General features: G+C 42.6%; 18 protein-coding genes. 7 read left to right on the top strand and 11 right to left on the bottom strand.

What is annotated here, in order from left to right:
- Positions 1-55 precede the first annotated feature (55 nt).
- Positions 56-298, bottom strand: a complete 243-nt coding sequence (locus tag OCV36_RS21045) for a hypothetical protein (protein ID WP_017076064.1) — start codon at positions 296-298, stop codon at positions 56-58.
- Positions 299-534: 236 nt separating this feature from the next.
- Positions 535-1,110 carry a hypothetical protein gene (locus OCV36_RS21040; RefSeq protein WP_167853012.1) on the bottom strand — a complete coding sequence of 192 codons (576 nt, stop codon included), beginning with the start codon at positions 1,108-1,110 and terminating at the stop codon, positions 535-537.
- 95 nt (positions 1,111-1,205) lie between these two features.
- On the opposite strand from OCV36_RS21040, the gene OCV36_RS21035 reads away from it, so the two are divergent.
- A complete protein-coding gene (locus tag OCV36_RS21035) occupies positions 1,206-1,886 on the top strand; it encodes an SH3 domain-containing protein (RefSeq protein WP_135455144.1) in 681 nt (226 codons plus the stop codon).
- Positions 1,887-2,124: 238 nt separating this feature from the next.
- Here OCV36_RS21035 and OCV36_RS21030 read toward each other — a convergent pair whose 3' ends face one another.
- From OCV36_RS21030 to napF, 6 genes are all read right to left on the bottom strand, one after another.
- Positions 2,125-2,262: a TIGR02808 family protein gene (locus tag OCV36_RS21030; RefSeq protein WP_004731329.1), complete on the bottom strand. Its 138-nt coding sequence runs from the start codon at positions 2,260-2,262 to the stop codon at positions 2,125-2,127.
- An 11-nt stretch (positions 2,263-2,273) separates the two neighbouring features.
- On the bottom strand, positions 2,274-2,855 hold the full coding sequence (locus OCV36_RS21025; RefSeq protein ID WP_004731326.1) for a NapC/NirT family cytochrome c: 582 nt from the start codon (positions 2,853-2,855) through the stop codon (positions 2,274-2,276).
- Between the two features lie 29 nt (positions 2,856-2,884).
- The gene (locus OCV36_RS21020) at positions 2,885-3,346 is read right to left on the bottom strand and encodes a nitrate reductase cytochrome c-type subunit (protein ID WP_004731324.1); all 462 of its coding nucleotides are present in this window, start codon (positions 3,344-3,346) and stop codon (positions 2,885-2,887) included.
- Positions 3,347-3,471: 125 nt separating this feature from the next.
- Complete coding sequence (napA, locus tag OCV36_RS21015; RefSeq protein ID WP_017076061.1) at positions 3,472-5,961, bottom strand: periplasmic nitrate reductase subunit alpha; 2,490 nt, start codon at positions 5,959-5,961, stop codon at positions 3,472-3,474.
- A complete protein-coding gene (locus tag OCV36_RS21010; protein ID WP_017076060.1) occupies positions 5,958-6,263 on the bottom strand; it encodes a chaperone NapD in 306 nt (101 codons plus the stop codon). The genes napA and OCV36_RS21010 overlap by 4 nt, the downstream gene beginning before the upstream one ends.
- A 23-nt stretch (positions 6,264-6,286) precedes the next feature.
- On the bottom strand, positions 6,287-6,766 hold the full coding sequence (gene napF, locus OCV36_RS21005; protein ID WP_135455142.1) for a ferredoxin-type protein NapF: 480 nt from the start codon (positions 6,764-6,766) through the stop codon (positions 6,287-6,289).
- A 253-nt stretch (positions 6,767-7,019) separates the two neighbouring features.
- Here napF and narQ point away from each other — a divergent pair, with 253 nt between their 5' ends.
- Both narQ and OCV36_RS20995 read left to right on the top strand, forming a co-directional pair.
- On the top strand, positions 7,020-8,750 hold the full coding sequence (gene narQ, locus OCV36_RS21000) for a nitrate/nitrite two-component system sensor histidine kinase NarQ (protein ID WP_135455140.1): 1,731 nt from the start codon (positions 7,020-7,022) through the stop codon (positions 8,748-8,750).
- The gene (locus tag OCV36_RS20995) at positions 8,737-9,369 is read left to right on the top strand and encodes a response regulator (protein ID WP_017076057.1); all 633 of its coding nucleotides are present in this window, start codon (positions 8,737-8,739) and stop codon (positions 9,367-9,369) included. Before narQ ends, OCV36_RS20995 begins: the two co-directional genes overlap by 14 nt.
- Positions 9,370-9,599: 230 nt before the next feature.
- Here the strand turns inward: OCV36_RS20995 and dcuC are convergent, their stop codons facing one another.
- The 3 genes from dcuC to OCV36_RS20980 form a co-directional block, all read right to left on the bottom strand.
- Positions 9,600-10,967, bottom strand: a complete 1,368-nt coding sequence (gene dcuC / locus OCV36_RS20990) for an anaerobic C4-dicarboxylate transporter DcuC (protein ID WP_016785306.1) — start codon at positions 10,965-10,967, stop codon at positions 9,600-9,602.
- A 476-nt stretch (positions 10,968-11,443) separates the two neighbouring features.
- A complete protein-coding gene (locus tag OCV36_RS20985) occupies positions 11,444-11,950 on the bottom strand; it encodes a hypothetical protein (protein ID WP_135455138.1) in 507 nt (168 codons plus the stop codon).
- Complete coding sequence (locus OCV36_RS20980) at positions 11,943-12,647, bottom strand: winged helix-turn-helix domain-containing protein (protein WP_017076054.1); 705 nt, start codon at positions 12,645-12,647, stop codon at positions 11,943-11,945. Before OCV36_RS20980 ends, OCV36_RS20985 begins: the two co-directional genes overlap by 8 nt.
- Before the next feature lie 356 nt (positions 12,648-13,003).
- On the opposite strand from OCV36_RS20980, the gene OCV36_RS20975 reads away from it, so the two are divergent.
- The 4 genes from OCV36_RS20975 (at position 13,004) to OCV36_RS20960 (ending at position 20,993) form a co-directional block, all read left to right on the top strand.
- Positions 13,004-15,199 (top strand): alpha/beta fold hydrolase, encoded by a 2,196-nt coding sequence (locus OCV36_RS20975; protein WP_135455136.1) that lies wholly within the window; start codon positions 13,004-13,006, stop codon positions 15,197-15,199.
- Positions 15,189-16,382, top strand: a complete 1,194-nt coding sequence (locus OCV36_RS20970) for an outer membrane protein transport protein (protein WP_135455134.1) — start codon at positions 15,189-15,191, stop codon at positions 16,380-16,382. Before OCV36_RS20975 ends, OCV36_RS20970 begins: the two co-directional genes overlap by 11 nt.
- Positions 16,383-16,576: 194 nt before the next feature.
- Positions 16,577-17,929, top strand: coding sequence for an efflux RND transporter periplasmic adaptor subunit (locus tag OCV36_RS20965; protein ID WP_135455132.1), 1,353 nt, complete (start codon positions 16,577-16,579; stop codon positions 17,927-17,929).
- Positions 17,916-20,993, top strand: coding sequence for an efflux RND transporter permease subunit (locus OCV36_RS20960; protein WP_135455130.1), 3,078 nt, complete (start codon positions 17,916-17,918; stop codon positions 20,991-20,993). The genes OCV36_RS20965 and OCV36_RS20960 overlap by 14 nt, the downstream gene beginning before the upstream one ends.
- Positions 20,994-21,190 lie beyond the last annotated feature (197 nt).

Here is a 21,190-nt window from a genome sequence, read left to right as displayed (position 1 = left end):
GCAATAAAAAACGGAGCACCTCGTGAAAGGTACTCCGTATATAATAGGTGCAAAACTAGTGATATTTAAAGTTAGAGATTGAACAATCTCCAGTTTTTATATTTATTCTGAATGAAAAAGCATGTGAATGATAATCCACGCCATCATTCCAAATTGTTTCTCCAAATATCTTACATAGCTCTAGCTCACTTACTGAACCGAACTCTTCCATGTGTTTAGCGACAGATAAAAGTTTACCTCTTACCTCTGCAGTTCCTTCCGTGTTACTCAAGCAGTTGAAAGCCATAGTTTTTTGCATATTACCTAGCCAAAATGTTTCTTGTTATTAAGTTATATGAAGAATCATGATAACAATTTTCTGGCGTTTGTAAATCTATTTTGTGATGAATATCTCATATAAGCGCTTGCGTTGGTCGTAAATTGAACTTTATTGTTGATAGTTAGAACAACAGTTTTACAACTCATTGATAAAGCGTTGATTTGTTATTTATCTGAATATTTAAGCGTGAACGTATAGGAGCAAACGTAGAAGTCTTAATTAAATATTTCTTGAATAGGCCCATTTTCGTGGCGTGCACTATCGATCATGGTTGCTTCGTTACGGTATCTTACAGACAATTTACGAAACTTCTCACTGAGTGTATTGATGTCTTTAGCCAGTGATTGTGAGCCTTTCACATGTAACGATGCACTCTCTGATTGGCTTGGTAACGTTGACAATTCGCAGTGCTTAGTCATAGATTGCCACGAACGTATTAGAGATTGAGCGTCTTCCAACTCGGTAGAGACAACATAAGCCCGCTTTAACAATACTTCAGAGATACGATAAGCAGTATTCATGTGACTATTGAGCTGTACATTAAATCTATCTTCGTACTTTGCCCAAAGCTCGATGATCTGCGTTTCCGTGAAATGTTTAGAGAGCAATGTTTGCGATTCATAACTGGAGAGAGCTTGGTTGAATTCTTTGGTGTATTGATTGTAGCGGTTTTCAGTTGATAGTTGACGATCCAAAAGTGTTTGCCAATTTTTTGGGTCACAATGATTTGCTGACGCGACACTCGCGCTTAAAGATACACTTACCATTAGAACCTTCACCCTAAAACTCATGACTTTCCTCTACTTAGTGTGTTCTCTAAAGAGAGTATAGATGAGTGGTAGCAGGAGTTGATGTACACTGAAGCATACCTAAAACGGAAGAGCTGGTGGATTTGATGAAAAAAGGGCTGATCGCTTTACTTATATTGTTAATACTGGGCGGAGGGGGAGCGGCGTACTACTTCCTTGTTATGAAAAAAGACCCAACACCACCAGAGAAAACTGAAGAACCAATTGAAGATGTAACTCAACAATCTGAATCTGATCTAACCTCCATAATGGACCTTAAACCTGAGCCAGAACAAACGGAGTTTTACGTTCTGGATAGAAAACTTGAAGTATTAGAGCAGCCGGAAATTGATGGCTTGATAACAGATTACCTCTATAAAGGTGAAAAAGTCGAAGTACTCGAGAAGCAAGGCGAGTGGGCCAGAATCTCAGACTACATTGTTCTAAAAGAAGGCGGCCCTCAGATTGCTGAATGGATTGCTATGTCTGGACTGTCGAATGACGAAGTAATTATTTCTGCTCAAGAAAAAAAAGAGATACTGGATTCTTACTTAGTTAAATCCGACGATCTGAAGATCCACCAAGAGAAATTTCGAAATACGGTAGCTAAGCTAATTTCTGAAGGAGAGTGCGATCCAAGTGACTTTGAAGAGTTAGGTGGTTGGGTTAAATCTGTTAAATACAGTAACCGAGATGTCTATTTTATTTACTGCGGTGGTTTATCTCTTGAAAATAAGATTTATCTTGATGTGAAGACCGGCAAGACTTTTACACTGTAGTGATTAGCTGCTTAGGGCGATAAGCAGTGTCTCTCTTCTAAATCCACTATTTGGTCGATTAGAAAAATAAATCAATTGTAGGTGATGCCTCTTCGTCAATAGGGGTGTTTTTTTGTGTGTCTTGTAGACATAAAATGGTCAGATAATAAAAAAGCCACTGAATTCAGTGGCTTTTTTGCGTCAACCCATATCAGAATGGATCAAAAATAGTTGGTAAAAGTTGACGCAATTTCGATTTCTAATCGATTTCTTTGTCTTTAGTCATAGATAAAAGCCAAAGAGATACGGCTGCAACACCTGCAAAGCCACCAAGAATGATAACTGGCATAGCACTGTAACCTAGGATGTGCCAAATTACGCTTTCTAAAGTACTCATTCAATCGCTCCTTATTGCCAGCCTTCAACGCCGTGCATGTCTGGTAGTTTATGTGCGATACCTTTGTGGCAATCTACACACGTTTTTTCACCAGAAGCTAGCGCAGTTGAGTGTTGTTTCGCACTACGAGGGCTCTGCTCTGAGAAGTCCATGTAATCGAACTGGTGACAGTTACGACACTCAAGTGAGTCATTGCCTTTCATGCGTTTCCACTCACGTTCAGCAAGGTGAGCACGACGTGCTTTAAACTTCTCTTCAGTGTTTATGGTTTTCGCAATAAAGTGCGCGTACAACTCTTTAGATGCCTGAACCTTACGAACAATTTTATCTGTCCACTCGTGAGGTACGTGACAATCTGAACAGATAGCACGAACGCCTGAGCGGTTAGAGTAGTGAATTGTTTCTTGGATTTCAGCAACAATAGGAGCGTGACAACCAGAACAGAACTCTTCCGTGTTGGTTGCTTGCATACCTGTGTTGAATGCACCCCAGAATAAAAGACCACCTGCAAACCCCAAAAAAAGTACAACGCCTACCGCTGCCTTACTTGGTGTCGCGAGTCTTTTCCAAAACGCTTTAAGTAATTTTATCATATATAGCCTCTCTTACCGTCTGGCTACGATTAACGCAGTGAATCTACAGGTTTGAACTCGTTCTCAACTAGTGGCTTAGCATTAGCTTGAGGTACGTGACACTGTAGACAGAAATAACGACGAGGTGAGACGTCTGCAAGTACCGCATCTTCACGGTTCATGTAGTGAGTTACACTCACTTTAGTCGCACCCATTTCTTTTGCGTTTTTCCAGCTGTGGCAAGAAAGACACTTGTTAGCGTTAAGAGAAACTTCATAGCTACGAATAGTATGAGGCACTAGAGGTGGTTGGTATACGTAGTCACTCTCGAGTACTTGGTCACGAGGGAACTTTTTGAAGTCATCTGCTGCGCGAGTAGCTTCAAGTTCACTTGCACCACGTAGAGATTCTACGCCACCAATGCCGCCTGGGTTATCCAGCTCAGCTTGAGCTTGAACTGCACCAGCTAGCAAAAGACCAGCTGATAGTAGGGCAGTAATCAGTTTTTTCATGGTTAATTTCTCCGCCTAAAGGCTAATTCTTTGAGTGGACTACTTCTTTCAAAAAGTGATGAGAAAAGTAGTCGCAATATTAAATACGTTAGATCTTGTATCTAGGTTCTAAAAGCAATTTCCGCTTAAGAAACCTTAGTGATCTTAACTGGACACTTCTTGTAATCCGTCTGTTTAGACAGAGGATCGGTTGCATCCAAGATCAACTTGTTGATCAGAATTCTTGCATCAAAGAATGGTACGAATACCAAGCCTTGTGGCGGACGGTTACGGCCACGAGTTTCAACACGGACTCGAACTTCACCACGTTTGTTTTCGATAAGAACTTCATCACCACGGCGAAGGCCGCGAGATTTTGCATCTGCAGGGTGGATGTAACAAAGTGCATCCGGTACTGCTTTGTAAAGTTCTGGTACACGACGAGTCATAGTACCTGTATGCCAATGCTCAAGAACACGACCTGTACATAACCACATGTCGTACTCATCATTTGGTACTTCTGGTGGCGCTTCGTATGGCGCGTTGATGATCAGTGCTTTACCGTCTGGCTTGCCGTAGAAGTCCCAGTCAGAACCTTTCTTAGCGTATGGATCTGAACCTTCTTTAAAGCGCCATAGTGTTTCTTTACCATCAACAACAGGCCAGCGTAGACCGCGTACTTTGTGGTAAGTATCGTATGGTGCTAAATCGTGACCATGGCCGCGACCAAAGGTTGCGTATTCTTCGAATAGACCTTTTTGTACGTAGAAACCTTGAGCTTGTGCATCGTCGTTAAGCTCTTGAGCTTCAGACAATGGGAATGCGTCAACGTTGCCGTTTTTGTAAAGCACGTCGTACATTGTTTTACCGCGGTACTCAGGTGCTTTAGCAAGAAGCTCTTCGCCCCAAACTTCTTCAACAGTGAAGCGTTTAGAGAACTCCATGATTTGCCACAGGTCAGACTTCGCATCACCAACCGTTTTAACTTGTTGGTACCATGCTTGTGTACGACGTTCTGCGTTACCGTAAGCACCTTCTTTCTCGATCCACATTGCTGTTGGAAGGATAAGGTCAGACGCTTGAGCTGTTGCTGTTGGGTACGGGTCAGAACATACAATGAAGTTGTCTGGGTTACGGTAACCTGGAAGACGTTCAGTGTTGATGTTTGGACCAGCTTGCATATTGTTGTTACACATTATCCAGTACGCATTGATCTTGCCGTCTTTAAGCATACGGTCTTGAACAACAGCATGAGCACCTGGCTTAGCTGGGATAGTACCTTCTGGAAGTTTCCAGATTTCTTCAGAAATCTTACGGTGTTTAGGGTTAGCAACAACCATATCTGCAGGAAGACGGTGAGAGAACGTACCAACTTCACGAGCTGTACCACACGCAGATGGTTGGCCAGTAAGTGAGAATGGGCTGTTACCTGGAGTAGAAATCTTACCTGTTAGAAGGTGGATGTTGTACACAAGGCTGTTCATCCAAACGCCACGAGTATGTTGGTTCATACCCATAGTCCAAAGTGACATTACTTTGATGTTTGGATCTGCATATTGCTTCGCAAGTTTGATCAGATCATCTTGAGAGACACCTGACATTTCAGATGCTTTCTCAACGGAGTATTCAGCAACAGAAGCTTTGTACTCTTCAAAAGTGATTGCAGTCATTGCACCTGAGTTAGGGTTTGCTGCTGCTTTCTGTAGAGGATCGTCATCACGAAGACCGTAACCGATGTCTGTCGTTGCTTGCTTGAAGTTCGTGTGCTTATTCACGAAGTCCCAGTTTACAGCATCGTTTTGGATGATGTAGTTTGCAATGAAGTTAGCAATCGCAAGATCTGATTGAGGTTCAAAGATGTAACCCGTGTCTGCAAGCTCAAAAGAACGGTGGTAGTAAGTAGACAGTACGTTTACTTTAACGTGTGGGTGGCTTAGACGACGGTCTGTAATACGAGTCCATAATACTGGGTGCATTTCTGCCATGTTTGAACCCCACAGTACAAATGCGTCTGCGTGTTCAAAGTCATCGTAACAACCCATTGGCTCATCGATACCGAAAGTACGCATGAATGCGCCTACCGCTGAAGCCATACAGTGACGAGCGTTTGGATCGATGTTGTTTGAACGGAAACCCGCTTTCATCAACTTAACAGCTGCGTAGCCTTCCATTACTGTCCACTGACCTGAGCCGAACATACCAACACCTGTTGGACCGTTCTTTTTCAGAGCCGCTTTCCATTTCTCAGCCATTACGTCGAAAGCTGTGTCCCAAGATACTGGTGTGAAATCACCATCTTTATGGAACTCACCGTCTTTCATACGAAGAAGAGGAGTTTCAAGACGGTCTTTACCGTACATGATTTTTGAAAGGAAGTAGCCTTTAATACAGTTAAGGCCTTTGTTTACAGGTGCTTCTGGGTCGCCTTGAGTCGCAACCACTTTGCCGTTTTGAGTACCTACTAGTACTGAACAGCCCGTACCACAAAAACGACAAGGCGCTTTATCCCACGTGATTTTTGTTTGATCAGAGCTAGCAATCAGGTTGGTTGCTGTTGCTGGTAGTGATACGCCTGCAACGGCTGCCGCTGATGCAGCTGCGTTTGCTTTCACAAACGCGCGTCTTGTCATTTTCATACTTCACCCTCAAGTTGAGAATTGTTGCTTCCAGTTTCTAAATCCGTTTCGTCGAGTTCAGTTTCGATTTGGTGGTAAACCAAAGCTGTCCCTAAAACGTTCTTAATGTTATTTATTGCTTCGATGGTATCCGTTACAAAACCTTGGTTTTCGGTTTCTAGGACCACGATGATTTTGCCTTCAGGACTGTCTCCGTAAATCTCTGCATTATCGTATTTCTCGATTTCAGCTTTGATTTCGTTCAGGTGCTCTGGGCTCACATGCACGACTAAACTTGATATATGCACTTCATTTAGTGCCATAAATTGCTCTCGTTATTTTTGTTTTATGCATTACTCACAAGAATAGCTGAAGTAGGGCAAACTGCTACGCAAGCGCCACAACCACTACACTTATCTGACTCGATTTTTGGTAGAGCAACACTGCCTGCTCTAAGTTGAAATTGAATTGCCATAGGTTCACACAAGTCACCACAGCTTCGGCATTCAACGTTTTGTTGCGCTAAGCACTTATCAGAGATGTTTGCTTTAGCTAACCAAGGCGTCTCTTCCTTGGGTTTGAAAATTGGTTCAGGACAAACGTCAGCACATTGATAACAAAACGTGCATTCGTCTATAGAAAAGTCGACAGTAGGAAAACCACCGTCGCCAACAATGATGATGTGCGTTTCGCAACTTTCGATGCATTTGCCACAACGTGTACAGTCATCTGCGAAGCTTTCTAGGCTTTTAATCCAAGGCAATCGAATTTGGCTTGAATCTACTTTTCGCCTAGAAAATAGGCGTCGTCTCGATAGGTCTACCACTAAATGCCTACTAATGTTGCTAAGATGTTGTAATTGTAGATCATTGTTTTGTTAATATCTTGTCATTTATCCTCACAAGTAGTGTAGTTTTAGAAATATTTGTATAAATACCCCTTAAGGGCTAAATAGGATCCTATATTGTCTTAGATCAATAAATTACGAAGCGTTTGGTCACATATTGAATGGAGCTCTGTTTTTTGATGTGTGACAATAGGTTCTCGCTAGCCACTTACCTTTATCTAGGACATTGCTTTTGCTTATTAAACCGGTTTCATCTGTAACAAGTACAATAGCGAAATCATTGCTATTTATATTGCTTCTTTCGGTTGCTACCACTGGTTTTGCAATCTTCACATTGGCGTCTAGTCTCAACGACGCAGAAGCAGTTAACGTGGCAGGTTCTATGCGAATGCAGAGTTACCGTTTGGCGCATGATATTCAAATAGAATCAGTTGATTACGATTCTCACATCCATGAATTTGAAAAGTCTTTATATTCGCCTTCAATGGCCGAATTAGTCAGTTGGGATGTTCCTACGGACATAACGGAAGACTACTATTTGATTATTGGTCGTTGGCATGAACTTAAGCGTGTATTAAATAGCGAAGACCGAAAGCACTATTTAGTTTTGGTTGAAAACTTCGTCGCTGAAATTGATGGTTTCGTTTTCAAGTTACAAGAGTACTCAGAATATAAACTGATAAAATTGGCTTGGGCTGGCGGATTTGGTCTGGGTGGTATCTTAGTCATATCTCTTTTTGTTGTTCATTTTGTCCGTAAGCAAGTTGTTAAACCTTTACATGCGTTAGTTCGAGCAAGTCAGAGGATCAAAAACAGTGATTTTGAGGTGCAATTGAAGGTCACGAATAATAACGAATTGGGTATTTTGACTAAAACCTTTAACTCCATGGCTAAGGACTTAGGGGTTCTTTATCGTAACCTCGAAGATGTTGTTGACGCGAAAACAATAGAGCTGCAAAACGCAAATCAATCATTGCAGGCGCTCTATTATTCCTCACAAGAATTGACGGTTACGCGTATCGCTCCAGAAAATTTTAGGGCGATTCTGCAGCATTTAGTTAGCCTTGAAGGCATTGAATCGTTAAGGCTCGAGATTGTCGATAATTCAGGTCGTTCATTGATTTTGGATGAGGGTTACGACTCGAATCAAGATTATGAAAAGTTTGAAATGAAGCTTGATGATAATGAACTCATTTTAGGTTACCTCTATTGCTCATATCACCATGGGCACACAACAAAGGTGCTGATTGAAAGCTTTATTCAACTGTTATCGAGAGCAATTTATTATAATCGTGCTCAGAAAAAAGCAGAACAGCTGATCATCATGGAAGAACGTGCGACGATCGCACGCGAACTGCATGACTCTTTAGCTCAATCACTCTCGTATTTAAAAATCCAAGTGACGCTATTGAAGCGTGTTATTGGTAAACTACCCGAACATAAGCACCGAGAACAGTCCGAACAAATAGCATTAGAAATCGGCAACGGTTTAGCCGATGCCTATACTCAATTAAGAGAGTTGCTCACTACGTTTAGATTAACGATAAAAGAGGGTAACTTTGGAGACGCTTTGAGCACAATGCTCGAACAACTCAGTGAAAGAACGGATGCAAAGATCAATCTAAATAATAATCTTTCATCCATTGAACTTGATGCTCATAGCCAGGTTCATTTGCTTCAATTGATTCGTGAAGCAACAATAAACGCCATAAAACACGCCAATGCCGATTTGATAGATGTATGCTGTATCGATGAAGACGGTGAAGTACTCGTCGTGATTAAAGACAATGGAGATGGCTTTGACCCAAATAGTTCGAAGATGAACCATTACGGGATGAGCATTATGCAGGAGCGTGCGGCAAGACTGAATGGCGAACTAACGATTGAAACGGCGCAAGGTAAAGGCTGTACAGTCATATTAAAATATAAAAGTTTGAAGGAAGTTAAAGTTGACGATTTGTAAAGTAATGCTGGTTGACGATCATCCATTGATGCGCAGAGGTATAAGCCAATTACTGAGCTTTGAAGATGAATTCGAAGTGATTGCGGAAGCAAGCAACGGCACTGAAGCGGTCGCTCTGGCGCATGAAGAAGAGCCTGACTTGATCCTACTGGATCTTAATATGAAAGGCATGTCTGGGCTCGATACCTTAAAGGCTCTTCGTACCGATGGTTCAAGCGCTAACATTGTCATTTTAACTGTTTCGGATAGCCCTGCAGACATCGAAGCTATTGTTAAAGCGGGTGCTGATGGCTACTTGTTAAAAGACACTGAACCTGATGAATTAATTGAATTGCTCAAGCAAGCACATAGCGGTGACAAAGCCTACAGCAGTGTTGTTTCTCGTTACTTAAACGACGCAGACAGCCGCAATGACATTTTTGACCAATTGACTGAACGTGAAATGCAGATCCTTCAAGAAGTCGCAAAAGGTTACCGTAACAAGCAAATCGCTGACCATCTGTTTATTTCTGAATCGACAGTTAAGGTACATATGAAAAGCTTGCTTAAAAAGCTACAAGTTCCTTCTCGTACTGCTGCAACGGTTTTGTATCTAGAACGCTATGGTGACATGAAGTAGGGCTTGTTCCTTTGAAATGAAACTATTTCAAGCCGTACTGCTTAATTTCGATGCTTAATGATGATGCATAGTCATGATGCTCAATTCAAATTGCGATAGCTTTTCTTGAAATCTGAGCGTGGAACTCAAATAAGCAAATAGAGATACTAAAAAGGCGCTGAACTTATTAAGTTCAGCGCCTTTTGTTTAAGCATTTTATATCTGAATTATCATGTCTATTTTACTAAGAATTAAGCTGCCATTGGTACTAGAACAAGCGTACCGAAGATAACCGTGATAAGACCACAGATTACTGGTACGGAAGTACGTTTAACGACTTCAAACGGGCTGATTTTACCCATGCCAGATGTCGCTACAATTACACCTGAGACTGGCGAGATGGTACGACCTAGGTTCGATGCTTGAAGCATTGGGATGATTAGGAACGCAGGGTTCAGCCCCATTTTAGCCGCAAGTGATGGTGCAAGTTCTACGAAAGCATAGAAAGGTGCGTTACCAGAACCTGTCGCGATAGCAGCAGCAACCGTTAGACCCGTAAGGATAAGCATTAACGCGATGCCGCCAGCGCCAGCTGATTCAGCAAGACCGATTAGGTTATCAATTGCACCGATAGACATTAGGCCTTGAGCAAATACGCCCGCCGCAACCAACAGCATTACCACGCCTTTGAATGCTTCTGCCATGCCTTGGTAGCAAGAGTCTAGATCTTCTAATGTTTTCTCACCGTCGAACTTCTTCACAACGTAATCGATGATAGCGCCCACAAAGATAGAACCGACGACGATGGTGTAGATATCAAGTGAAAGGCCTGGAATAGTACGACCGTTAAACAGGAAAACACCGATGATTGGTAGGAATGGCAGGGCAGCGTAGAAAGCGGGTGCCGTTGTTTCAATGTCTGAAACGTCTACTTTTTCCATTGGTGTGTTTTCTTTCTTATCCAGATACTTGTTCCAGAAGAAAGCGGCCGCAGCCATCACGATGATTGCACAGATAGAAACAGGTAGTACCGTTTGAACGGCAAACACATCAAGAGACATTCCTGATTTTTCAGCTGCAATAACAACATCACCAGACGTTGGTGAAAGAATGATCGCTGCAGGTGAAGCACAAACTGCAACCGCTGCTGGGCGTGAAATACCCATTGCCGTCATCATTGGAAATAGGGTTGCCATAAGTAGCACACCCAAGCCAGTTGCAGAACTTACTGCAAGTGACATCAAACAAGCCACAATGTATGCCGCAACTAACAGTACATAAGGAGACTTAATAGCAGCAAGCGGTTTAGAGAACTGTTTGACTACTACGTTGTTTGCGCCAATGTGCGTCATGTAAGAAGCAAAACCACACAAAAGCATGATTTGCATGCCTAGGCCGCCGCCACGGTACTGAAGCATGTACTTAACGAATTCTAGTGAGTCGGTAACCATGTTACCTGTAGAAGCGACCTTAGCTGGTAAGACTGTGTGACCAATAAGGCCAGTAATAAGAAGTAGGGCAAGGCCAGCAGTTAGTAATACGCCTGCTGCTTTATAGCCTTTAACAATAAAGTAACCAACAGCGATGGTAATCACTAATCCGATCAAGAGCTCTAACATAGAAATCTCCACAAAGTTTAAAAAATATAAGAAAGTGTTTCAGAATATGACAATGAATGTACAGAAAACTGCACTGTGGCACGAGGCATAGTTGAGGTTGATATGATCTAAAACAAACATTTTCTTCGATGTTAATTGTGGTTGTAAATCATGAATAACTACTGTTGTTTAGATGTTAATAAACAAATTATATCACTCGCTAGAATATAACTTGGATCACTTTTGTTGTGAAGAGTTGCATATTAAGGTTTGAGTTTATAAATTTGTGACTTTTCGGGGCTAGCGAGAATAATCATAAGGAAAGGGGTATTTTCACATTAATATTGAGCATTTAATGAGCTAACGCCTACTTGATTAAGAAAATAAGTAGGCGTCAGAGAAAATTGAGTCGGTGTGTAAAAGCATCGGTTTATTCGTCAACTTAGCGTATTGATTTAAGCATAGTTATCGACCGATATAGCTGACAGTCAAAACTATTAGTTGATGTTCAATTCAGGAGCTGAATTCGAGTAAGCTGGCAGATCGGCACAGATTACTTTTCTACAGAAATGAATCATTCCGCGCTGAGTGACCAATAACAGTTCTTCATCATTCAATGGGATATAAGTCATGGCATCCGAAGACAACACTGCACCTTCACTGATCATTACCTTTTCGTAAAATGTGAGTTCTCTATTTGGCATTATTTGCTCATGTTGAGTTTCGTCTAACGAAATATCGTGTTGGGTAACCGCATAAGTGCCTGATGATGCAAAGCCAGCTTCTTTGGTTGAGACATATAACAACTCATAGCTGTTATTTTTCTTAAACTCGATGTTAACGGCAGCCTGATTGTAAATGATTTTTTCTGGCGGATTCACCACCGAGGCTGTGTTGGCCAAATAATGACCTTTAAGGTGAGTTTGAGGAATAAGGGTTGTCAGCCAGCCGACTAAAATACCGATTATGGCGATGGCAACGAAGATCTGTTTTTCTTTATTCACAAGTAACTCCTTTAAATTCACTAGGGAAGCTCAAAGATTTTCCTGAATTATCGATGATGATTTTTCGACCCTTATATTCGTAAAGAGTGACGTTGTAGAGTTCTTTAAAAGTGAACTCGTCTGACTCTATTTTGCAGGAGATAAAATGTTGACCTGTAAGATCTTCACCTAAGCTGTTTCTATCTAAATAGGAGAACAAGTAATGGGATAAACCCGTGGTAACCACAAATAAAGCAATGAGTGCTAATACATTGTTTGTTTTCTTTGTATGAACTGCTTTTTCTGTCGTTGTACTCTCTTTTACAATGTTTTCGGTTTGCTGTTGAGCTTCTTGCTTTAACTGCGATTGAATTTTGCTCAGCGCGCGTTGCTTGTCTTGGGTTACTTGGCCTGCAAATCGATAACCTTTACCACGTTCAGTAACGATGATCATTCCACTTTTGTCTTCCAAAGCTTTTCGGCAGATAGAGATGGTTTGCATTAAGCTTCCATCTTCAACGTATATACCTTTAGAAACCCACACTTGTTCGATCAGAACTTGGCGAGTGATTACTTCATTCGGTCGAGAGATAAAAAACTTGAGTAGCTCTGATTCATTCGAACCTATTGGGTATGTACGACCTGTCTTAAAGTGATGGATTTCACTCTCTTCTAAATTGACTTGTATATCATCATTGATAATAAATTCAGCAGACATCTGGGTTCTCATTGTTGTAAGCGTTCTAACCTAAATATAACAAATGTTACTACAAATATAAACTCGCTGACTTTGTCTCCTTTGATATTTAAGTTATTGAATAAATTTATTTTATTTCCCTATTTAGATTCCCTTATAAACCTTTTTGAGGTTGTTTAATGCGGTTTCAGGTGCTTGGTGTCCGTTGCTATTAGATCATTAACTGGTGACGCTGATTTAGTGGGTGTGGGTAAAGTGCTCAAATTTCTTACGTAGTTCTATCAACGTGTCATTCCATCTCTGTGTTGCCTTGCTCTCTGCGAATAAAAGTCGAGTTTACCTCCGACTCAATCGGCAACTCAAATAACGATAAACGCATGACCACACCAGTTAAATGCGAAAGCTACGAAGGAGCTGTTTTGAAAGAATTCAATAAGCCATATCTATGTGGGCTAATGACGCTTGCCTTACTCGGCTGTCAGTCTGAAGACTCGACTCAAGAACCTGTTTCAGTTTTGGTTCCTTACAACCTTAACGAACTACCAAAACCGAACGATGGGTATGGGTATGACGAAGACGGAACAATCTCGGGAATTGGAGAAGACGCTGTCGTAATGTCATCGGCTAACGATGCCTATTATCAAGATTACAACAATTCATACGCAGCACTAGATGGCTGGGGCCTTTGTGCAGAACCGATTTTAATTCCTCTGCAAAGTGTTAATTCAGATAAGCGTTATCCATTAGATAACAACTCTTTATTAAATAATGTCGTGTTAATTGATGAGAGTGGGGAATTAGTTGCAACTCGCGTTGAAGCTGATGGTTCAAATATTAAGATTCAATGTGAAGCTAGTCTCAAACCACATGAACTGTATTCAGTCGTTGTAACTGATGGTGTGAAAACAGAATTTGGAGAGTCGCTTCAAGCTGCGCAATCTTTCAATGACCTTTTATATTCAGGTGTTCCCCTTGAAAGTGAAAGAGATATTGAATTACAGAAACAAGTACTCAGTGCTATGGACGCATACTACAAGCACTTTCCTGAACAAGGTGTTCCTGTGTATGCCGCTCAGTTTACAACGCAGAGTGCTTATTCGACTTTAGATGCGATGAGGGATAACCATATTTCTGAAGGAACGACTTTCTCACGAGAGCTCATTTTAGTCGAAGATAAAACGACTAAATATGATCTTTATACTCAAAAATTGAAGCTTCCATTTTATTTACCTTTTACTGAAAGTCGTGAGGCTGAATGTAATTATGATCAATACGAGCCTAAAGCATCATGCCCACCGTTATATGAATGGATGAAAACAGGCTCTGGTGGCTTTCCTACTGAAGATGATCCACTTCCAATTGTCGTAGAGTCACAAATTATCAATGCTGATATCTACACCCCAGCTCGTTGGGATGGAATCGAGCAGCTACCGACGGTGGTTTTTGTTCATGGCGTTACAGCTGATAAGTCTGCCGCTTCGCTAATGGCAAAAGATTATACAACACAGGGCTTTGCGGTGGTGGCTATTGATATGCCTTATCATGGTGAGCGCATGAGATACGATGTAAATGGGCTTGAAATTAGTGCTAAAGCGAACAAATCTTTCTTCATCAATATCGACTCGCCTCTTGCTCTTCGCTCCAATTTACAACAGTCGGTTTCGGATTTTTTAGGTTTACGTTTTGCTTTGAATGGTCAGCCATGGGTTGATAGAAAAAATATTCACTTAGTAGGGCACTCCTTGGGTGGAATCATGTCAGTCATGGTGAGTGAATTCAGTCAAGACTCCCCTTTGTTTGGTTTTAAAACAGTTAACTTCGTCGTACCAGGACAGGGGCTCACCAATCTAACTTTAACATCTCAAACTTTAGGGCCAGAAATGTCTGAAGGAGTGAAAAAATCCCCAGATGTACAGCGCAGTATTGCTGAGACAGTTGTTCCTGAAAGCTGCGTGACAGATACGACCAATCAACAATGTATCGCGGCGTTGAACGAATTTGTCAGTTTATCTTCCGAAAATGCTCTTACGGTTAGCCAGTTAGAAAATGATATTTATGACCTTCTTGTGACTGGTTTAAAGCAGGGAGTTCAGGCTGCCATCGACAGCTCAGATCCTGCGAGTTTTACATCCCGTCAAGCCAACAACGAACAACCAACGTTATTGTTGGCGGCTGTAGGTGACTCATGTGATGTCGGCGTTGATTACATTCCAGACAGTGTCGTTCCCAACTCAGCTCCAGACAACATAAGAACGGGAACTGAGCCACTTATTAAGGCTTTGGGATTGGCCCCAATTACGGGCACGACAGGACAGCCATTAACTACTACTGAAACTCGCGGGGTCATTCGAACGACCACGGGAGGGCATGGTACTTATCTGTTCCCTTATGAAGGAACGATGGACGAATCGGGATTACCCGGATTTCCAGATTCAGAAGAGCTTAATTTTGTTTGGGATGCGACCAATACTCAGCAGGTTGCCGTTGCCTCGATGGTAACAACAAAGGGTGCCTCAATCGAGATAGTGAACGAAGATCATATCGAAACAGAGGTGCCTCAAAATGAAGAATAAACTGTTATTGGGTACTGCAGTTGCTCTTGTTCCTTGCCTGACTAACGCGGCCGGTTTTCAACTTAACGCACAGTCCGCAACAGGGTTAGGTCGTGCATTCGCGGGTGATGCTGTGATGGCCGATAGCGCTGCGATTGTTGCTAAGAACAGTGCTGCGATGGCTTACATCGAACAACCAACACTCTCTGTCGGCGCTATCTATATCGATAGTGGTATTGATGTGTCTAGTGTTAGCTACACGCCAATGATTGGTGATACTGAAATGTTGGATGACCAATCATTAGACGCAGGGACATTAGTTCCAAACATTCATTATGTTCATCCTATCGAAGATTCAAAGTTCACATTAGGTGCGACGGTTCACTCCAACTTTGGCACTGATGTTGAATTTGATAACTCGTTCGAAGCAGATGAGTTTGGGGGCAAAACGGCGCTTTCCAGTATCAACGTTGGTTTTGCTGTGGCTTATGAGTTGTCTGAAAAAATCAACTTAGGTGCAGGGCTTGACGTTATTTACGGTGAAGGTGAGATCTACCGTCAGGGCTTGTTGAATGTAGATGCGGACGGCTTTGGTTTGGGAGCCAACATTGGTGCGACTTATCAAGTGAATGAGCGAAACAGGTTCGGTATTTCTTATCGCTACAGCCCTGATATCGAAGTTGAAGGTGACATCACTAAAGCAGGCGTTTCTGCTGACAAAATGAACGTCCCGTTACCCGATACTTTGGAGTTTTCCGGTTGGCACCAACTCAACGATCAGTGGGCTTTTCACTACAGTCTGCAGTGGGTGAACTGGTCTGAATTTGACTCGCTAACATCTAACTCTTATGACGACTCGATCAAAGAGTATCAATGGAAAGATGCAGGGCATGTTTCTGTCGGTGGTACATACACCATGTCAGAAGACATCGTTCTACGAGCGGGCTACATGTACGACATCTCACCGACCGATGAACTTACATCCTTGTCTATACCTGATGTAAACCGACACTGGCTCACAGTTGGAGGGACTTATAGCTTCACGGCTGCCAGTTCTGTGGACGTTGGAGTCGGGTTTATCATCGGAGAATCACAAGATATTGACGAAAACCTGACGACGATTCCAGGAACGAGTTCCAATATAACTGCTGATGTGACTGCCGATGCTCTCTTGCTTGGTGTTCAATATCAGCATCGTTTTTAACTTTTACTTTGGAGTTCAGAACGTAAAAATTTAGGAATCATATAAAAATTGCAGGGCTCGACAGTGAGTTGAGCCCTTTTCTCATTATTAGCTGTTTTAGCATTATTTAAATAGCTGGAAGCTCATTAAGTAAGAAATAGCTGCTTAGAAAAACGTTTTAATTCAGACGAATTCAACGGTTATGGTTATTAAAAATGAAATTTACAAAGCTTAGTAAAACAATCTGTCTGGCACTGTTTGCCTTACATATCTCTCCATCGTTTGCCCAAGACTCGAACTTGATTCCTGTGACTATCGAAAAAGCGCACAAACAAGCATTCACTTCTTCAATCAACGAAGTTGGAAAAATCAGGGCAACGGACTCTGCTGCATTGACATTTAGTGCCTCCGACAAAATTCTCAACATCCATTTCAAAGATGGAGATTCAGTTAAAAAAGGCGAACTGATCGCTCAATTGGACAATACCAAAGCGAAAGCTGATTTAGACAAAGCAAGAAGCTCGCTCGCGCTAGCAAAGTCGAAATTAAAGCGAGTACAAGAATTACTAAAGAAACAGCCTGACTCTATGTCTCAACAAGATGTGGAAGAACTGGGAGAGCAGGCGAATCTAGCAGCAGCGGATTACCGACAGAAAGAAGCGCTGATGAATGACTATTTATTGGTAGCGCCATTTGATGGGCAGTTAACTAATTTTACCCACTCAGTGGGCAGTAAGATTGATAGCGCAACCGCGTTGGTGAGCTTGATCAAACTCGATCCTGTCGAAGTTCAGTATTCCATTGGACAGTCGGATTTAGGTAACGCGCAGCTTGGACAGAACGTTTCCATCCAAGTTGATGCTTTTGTCGATGAAGCCTTTTCCGGCGTAGTGGATTACATTGCCCCCGCGGTGGATGAGAGTTCAGGCCGTGTAGAAGTACACGCGCACGTAACCAACCCAGACCATCGCTTGGTTCCAGGTATGTTTGCCAAAGTAAGCCAAATGACGAGCGAAGACACAACGCAGATGGTGGTTTCCCAAAATTCCGTTCAAGCAAAAGATGCTGAGCGCTTTGTGTGGGTTGTGAATGGCGAAAAGATCGAACAACGCATTGTTGAATTGGGCGTAAATACTAACGACGGATACGTTGTTGTCGAGAAAGGCTTGAAACTGGGTGATAAGGTCGTAGTGACGGGACAACAGAACCTAAAGAAAGCGTCTCTAGTTAAGGTAATGAACCCTAATGCGGAGCAGAAAACCGTTGAGCTAATAACGGAACCGACAGGCAAAGAAAACACTCAGCAGACTGTTGAGCCTAAAGTAGAAAAGAGCGTAACAAAGGTGGATGAACAACATCCGGTAGAGCCTTCGGTTGATTGGACAGATGCATCGAAAGGTGTAGACGAAGCGATCAACGAAAACACCGAGCAAGCAGAGGCAAGCGCGACTGTTGAGCCGTTATCGAGCGAAACCCTAAGCCAGGAAACTTTAAGCAAGGAAATCCAAAGTAAGGAAACCCAGAGCAAGGAAGCCGTAACGAAGGAGAATCCGAATGAGGCTTCCTGAGATTTGTATTAAGCATCCAGTTTTTGCTTCAGTACTGAGTATCGCAATTGTTTTATTTGGCATGCTGTCATTTCAGAAATTATCGATCCAATATTTCCCTGAACATAAAACACCGTCAGCGACCGTAACCGCGGCGATTAATGGTGCGAGCGCAGAGTTCATGTCACGTAACGTGGCCGACAAACTGATTACCGCTGCAACCGGTCTCGACAGTGTGAAAACCATGACGACGGACTGTCAGGAAGGTACGTGTAATCTAAAAATCATCTTTGAAGATGACATTGATGATGTCGAATACACCAGCTTGATGAACAACCTGCGCAGCAGTGTCGAAGCGATTGGCGATTTTCCACCAAGTATGACGGATAAGCCAACGGTAACGGATGACTCTTCTGACACCAGTATGCCCAGTAACATCATCACTTTTGTCAATACTGGCAAGATGTCGAAGCAAGATATGTACGACTACATTAGCCAACAGGTTGTGCCTCAGTTTAAGCATATACAAGGCGTTGGCGGTATTTGGGGACCGTACGGCGGCAGTGAAAAGGCGGTGCGTGTTTGGCTTCAACCCGATCGCATGATGGCGCTTAACATGAGTGCATCGGATGTAGTTGGTACATTAAGCTCATACAACGCGACATTTACCGCGGGTACTATCAAAGGTCAGGTGAGAGATTTCTCTATTAACCCGGTCAACCAAGTGACAAGTGTTGATGATGTGCGAGATCTGGTGATTCGTGTTGATAACGGTAAGATCATTCGTGTCGGTGATATTGCAGAAGTTAAAATGGGAGAAGAAAGCTTAACCCCGAGTATTCTTCGAGTCGACGACAACTTAGCAATGTCGATTCAGGTACTGCCACTGAAAAGTGAAAACCCAGTGACTGTTGCCAATAAGGTTAAGAAGCAAATAGACGTGATTCAGCCTCAGTTGCCAGAAGGCATTGAGATGAAGATGGTTTATAACCAAGCCGACTTCATTAAAACTGCGATTGATGAAGGTTTCATGACTTTAGTTGAAGCGATTGTTCTGGTTTCAGCAGTGGTGGTTCTATTCCTTGGCTCTTTTCGAGTCGCTTCAATTCCGATCATCACCATCCCGGTGTGTGTGATAGGCGTATTTGCCGTCATGCATTTACTTGGGTTTAGTATCAACGTACTGACGATTCTCGCTATCATTCTCGCCATTGGTTTGGTGGTTGATGATGCGATTGTTGTGGCTGAAAACTGCTACCGTCATATCGAAGAGGGTGAAACGCCGTTCAATGCTGCAATTAAAGGGTGTCGAGAGATCGTCTTCCCGGTGATTGCGATGACGCTAACTTTGGCGGTTGTTTACTTACCAATTGGCTTGATGGCAGGCCTAACCGCCGATCTATTCAGGCAGTTTGCGTTCACGCTTGCAGCAGCCGTGATCATCTCTGGGTTTGTGGCTTTAACGCTCTCACCTATGATGTGTGCTTACTTAATGAAGCCAGTTACAAAGCCGGCAAGGTGGTACAAAAAAGTTGATGCGAAGCTGAATGTTCTGTCTGACTTGTACACCAAGGAACTTAGCAAATGGTTTGAGCGTAAAACACTGATGAGTGGTATTGCCTTGGCATTGATTGCTCTATCTGCTTTGGCGGTTTGGACAATGCCTCAAGTGTTGCTTCCAACGGAAGATACTGGTTTTGTTGAGGTCACTTCAACGCCTCCTACAGGAGTCGGACGTCAGTATCACCTAGACAACAACGAGCAACTTAACAGTGTGTTCAAAGGTGATAGTTCGATAGAGGCAAATTTGTCTTACATCGAAGGGACTCCGACCAATCACGTTTTATTGAAATCATGGGGCGAGCGTGACCAGTCAGCTGATGAGTTGGTGAACGAGTTTATCGCTAAAGCGCAAAGTTCGGTCTCTGCTTATGGCATGTCTTTCAAGGTTCGCTCGGCTGATAACTTGAACATTGCCACTAATATGATCCTAGAGTTAACGACGGTTAACCGTGATACCACCGTATTGTCGAAAACGGCGAATGAGGTGGTGGAAGCGCTTGAGAGTTATGAGGGCGTGACCAACATTAAAAATTCGATGTTGCGTGACCAATTGCGTTATGACTTGTCGATTGACCGCAATGCTATCGTATTGTCTGGTGTGGATTACAGTAATGTCACCAATGCGCTATCTACTTTCTTAGGTTCAGTGAAAGCGGCAGATTTACAAGCCGATGACGGTTATACATACCCCATTCAAGTTCAAGTTAACCGAAAGGATCTCGGCGACTTTAAGGTTCTCGATAAGCTGTATGTGGACTCACAGTCTGGCCAAAGGCTTCCTTTGTCTCAGTTTGTTTCGATCAAACAAGTGACATCAGAATCTAACTATAAGAGGTTTATGGGTAAAGACAGCGCTGAAATTACCGCAGATTTGATGCTCGGATACACAGCGAGCGATGTAAAAGCTTATATCGACGACACGGTGCCGAGCTTGTTAAAGCCCGCACAGAGCTACGAATTCAATGGCATAGTTAAAGACTTGGTTGATTCAACGGCGGGCGCACAAGTGTTGTTTGTATTGGCGTTAATTTTTATCTTCTTGATCTTGGCGGCGCAGTTTGAAAGCTTTGTTGATCCAATGATCATCTTGCTAACGGTTCCGTTGTGTATCGTGGGTGCGATTCTGACGCTATCGATATTTGGCCAAAGCCTTAATATCTACTCAAAAATCGGCTTACTTACTCTGGTTGGGCTAGTGACCAAACATGGTATTTTACTGGTGGAATTTGCTAACGAGAAACGTAAATCGGGTGCAAGTGCTCAAGAGGCGGCGATCAGCAGTGCGCGTTCAAGATTGCGTCCTATCTTGATGACATCACTCACCATGATCCTCGGTTCATTGCCACTGGCACTAGCGGATGGTCCGGGTTCATTAGGCCGTATCAATATTGGTTTAGTGTTGGTCGGAGGTTTGACTGCCGGAACCTTTTTCTCACTGTTCTTAGTGCCAGTGGCTTACGTCGGTATGGCGAACCTAAAACAGATGGACATACTGACTCGATTGAGAACGAAATCCGCATAAATAGCCATATAGATTGACGAGTCAATTGAAGTGAAAACTAAAACGCGCCTACCATGAACCATGGTGGGCGCGTTGTGTATTTTATCCTCTCAATTGCCGAGAAAGGCTAAGAGAGTTTGTATCATTTAACATGGTACGAAACTGTCTAGAACTGTGCGAAACTATCTAGAACGGTACGAAGCTGTCTAGAGCCGTAC

Origin of the sequence: Vibrio echinoideorum (assembly GCF_024347455.1) — a bacterium.
In the GTDB taxonomy this organism is placed as follows: Bacteria; Pseudomonadota; Gammaproteobacteria; order Enterobacterales; family Vibrionaceae; genus Vibrio; species Vibrio echinoideorum.
The sequence above is the reverse complement of the archived record's forward strand: the minus strand, read 5'-3'. Positions and strand labels throughout refer to the sequence as shown.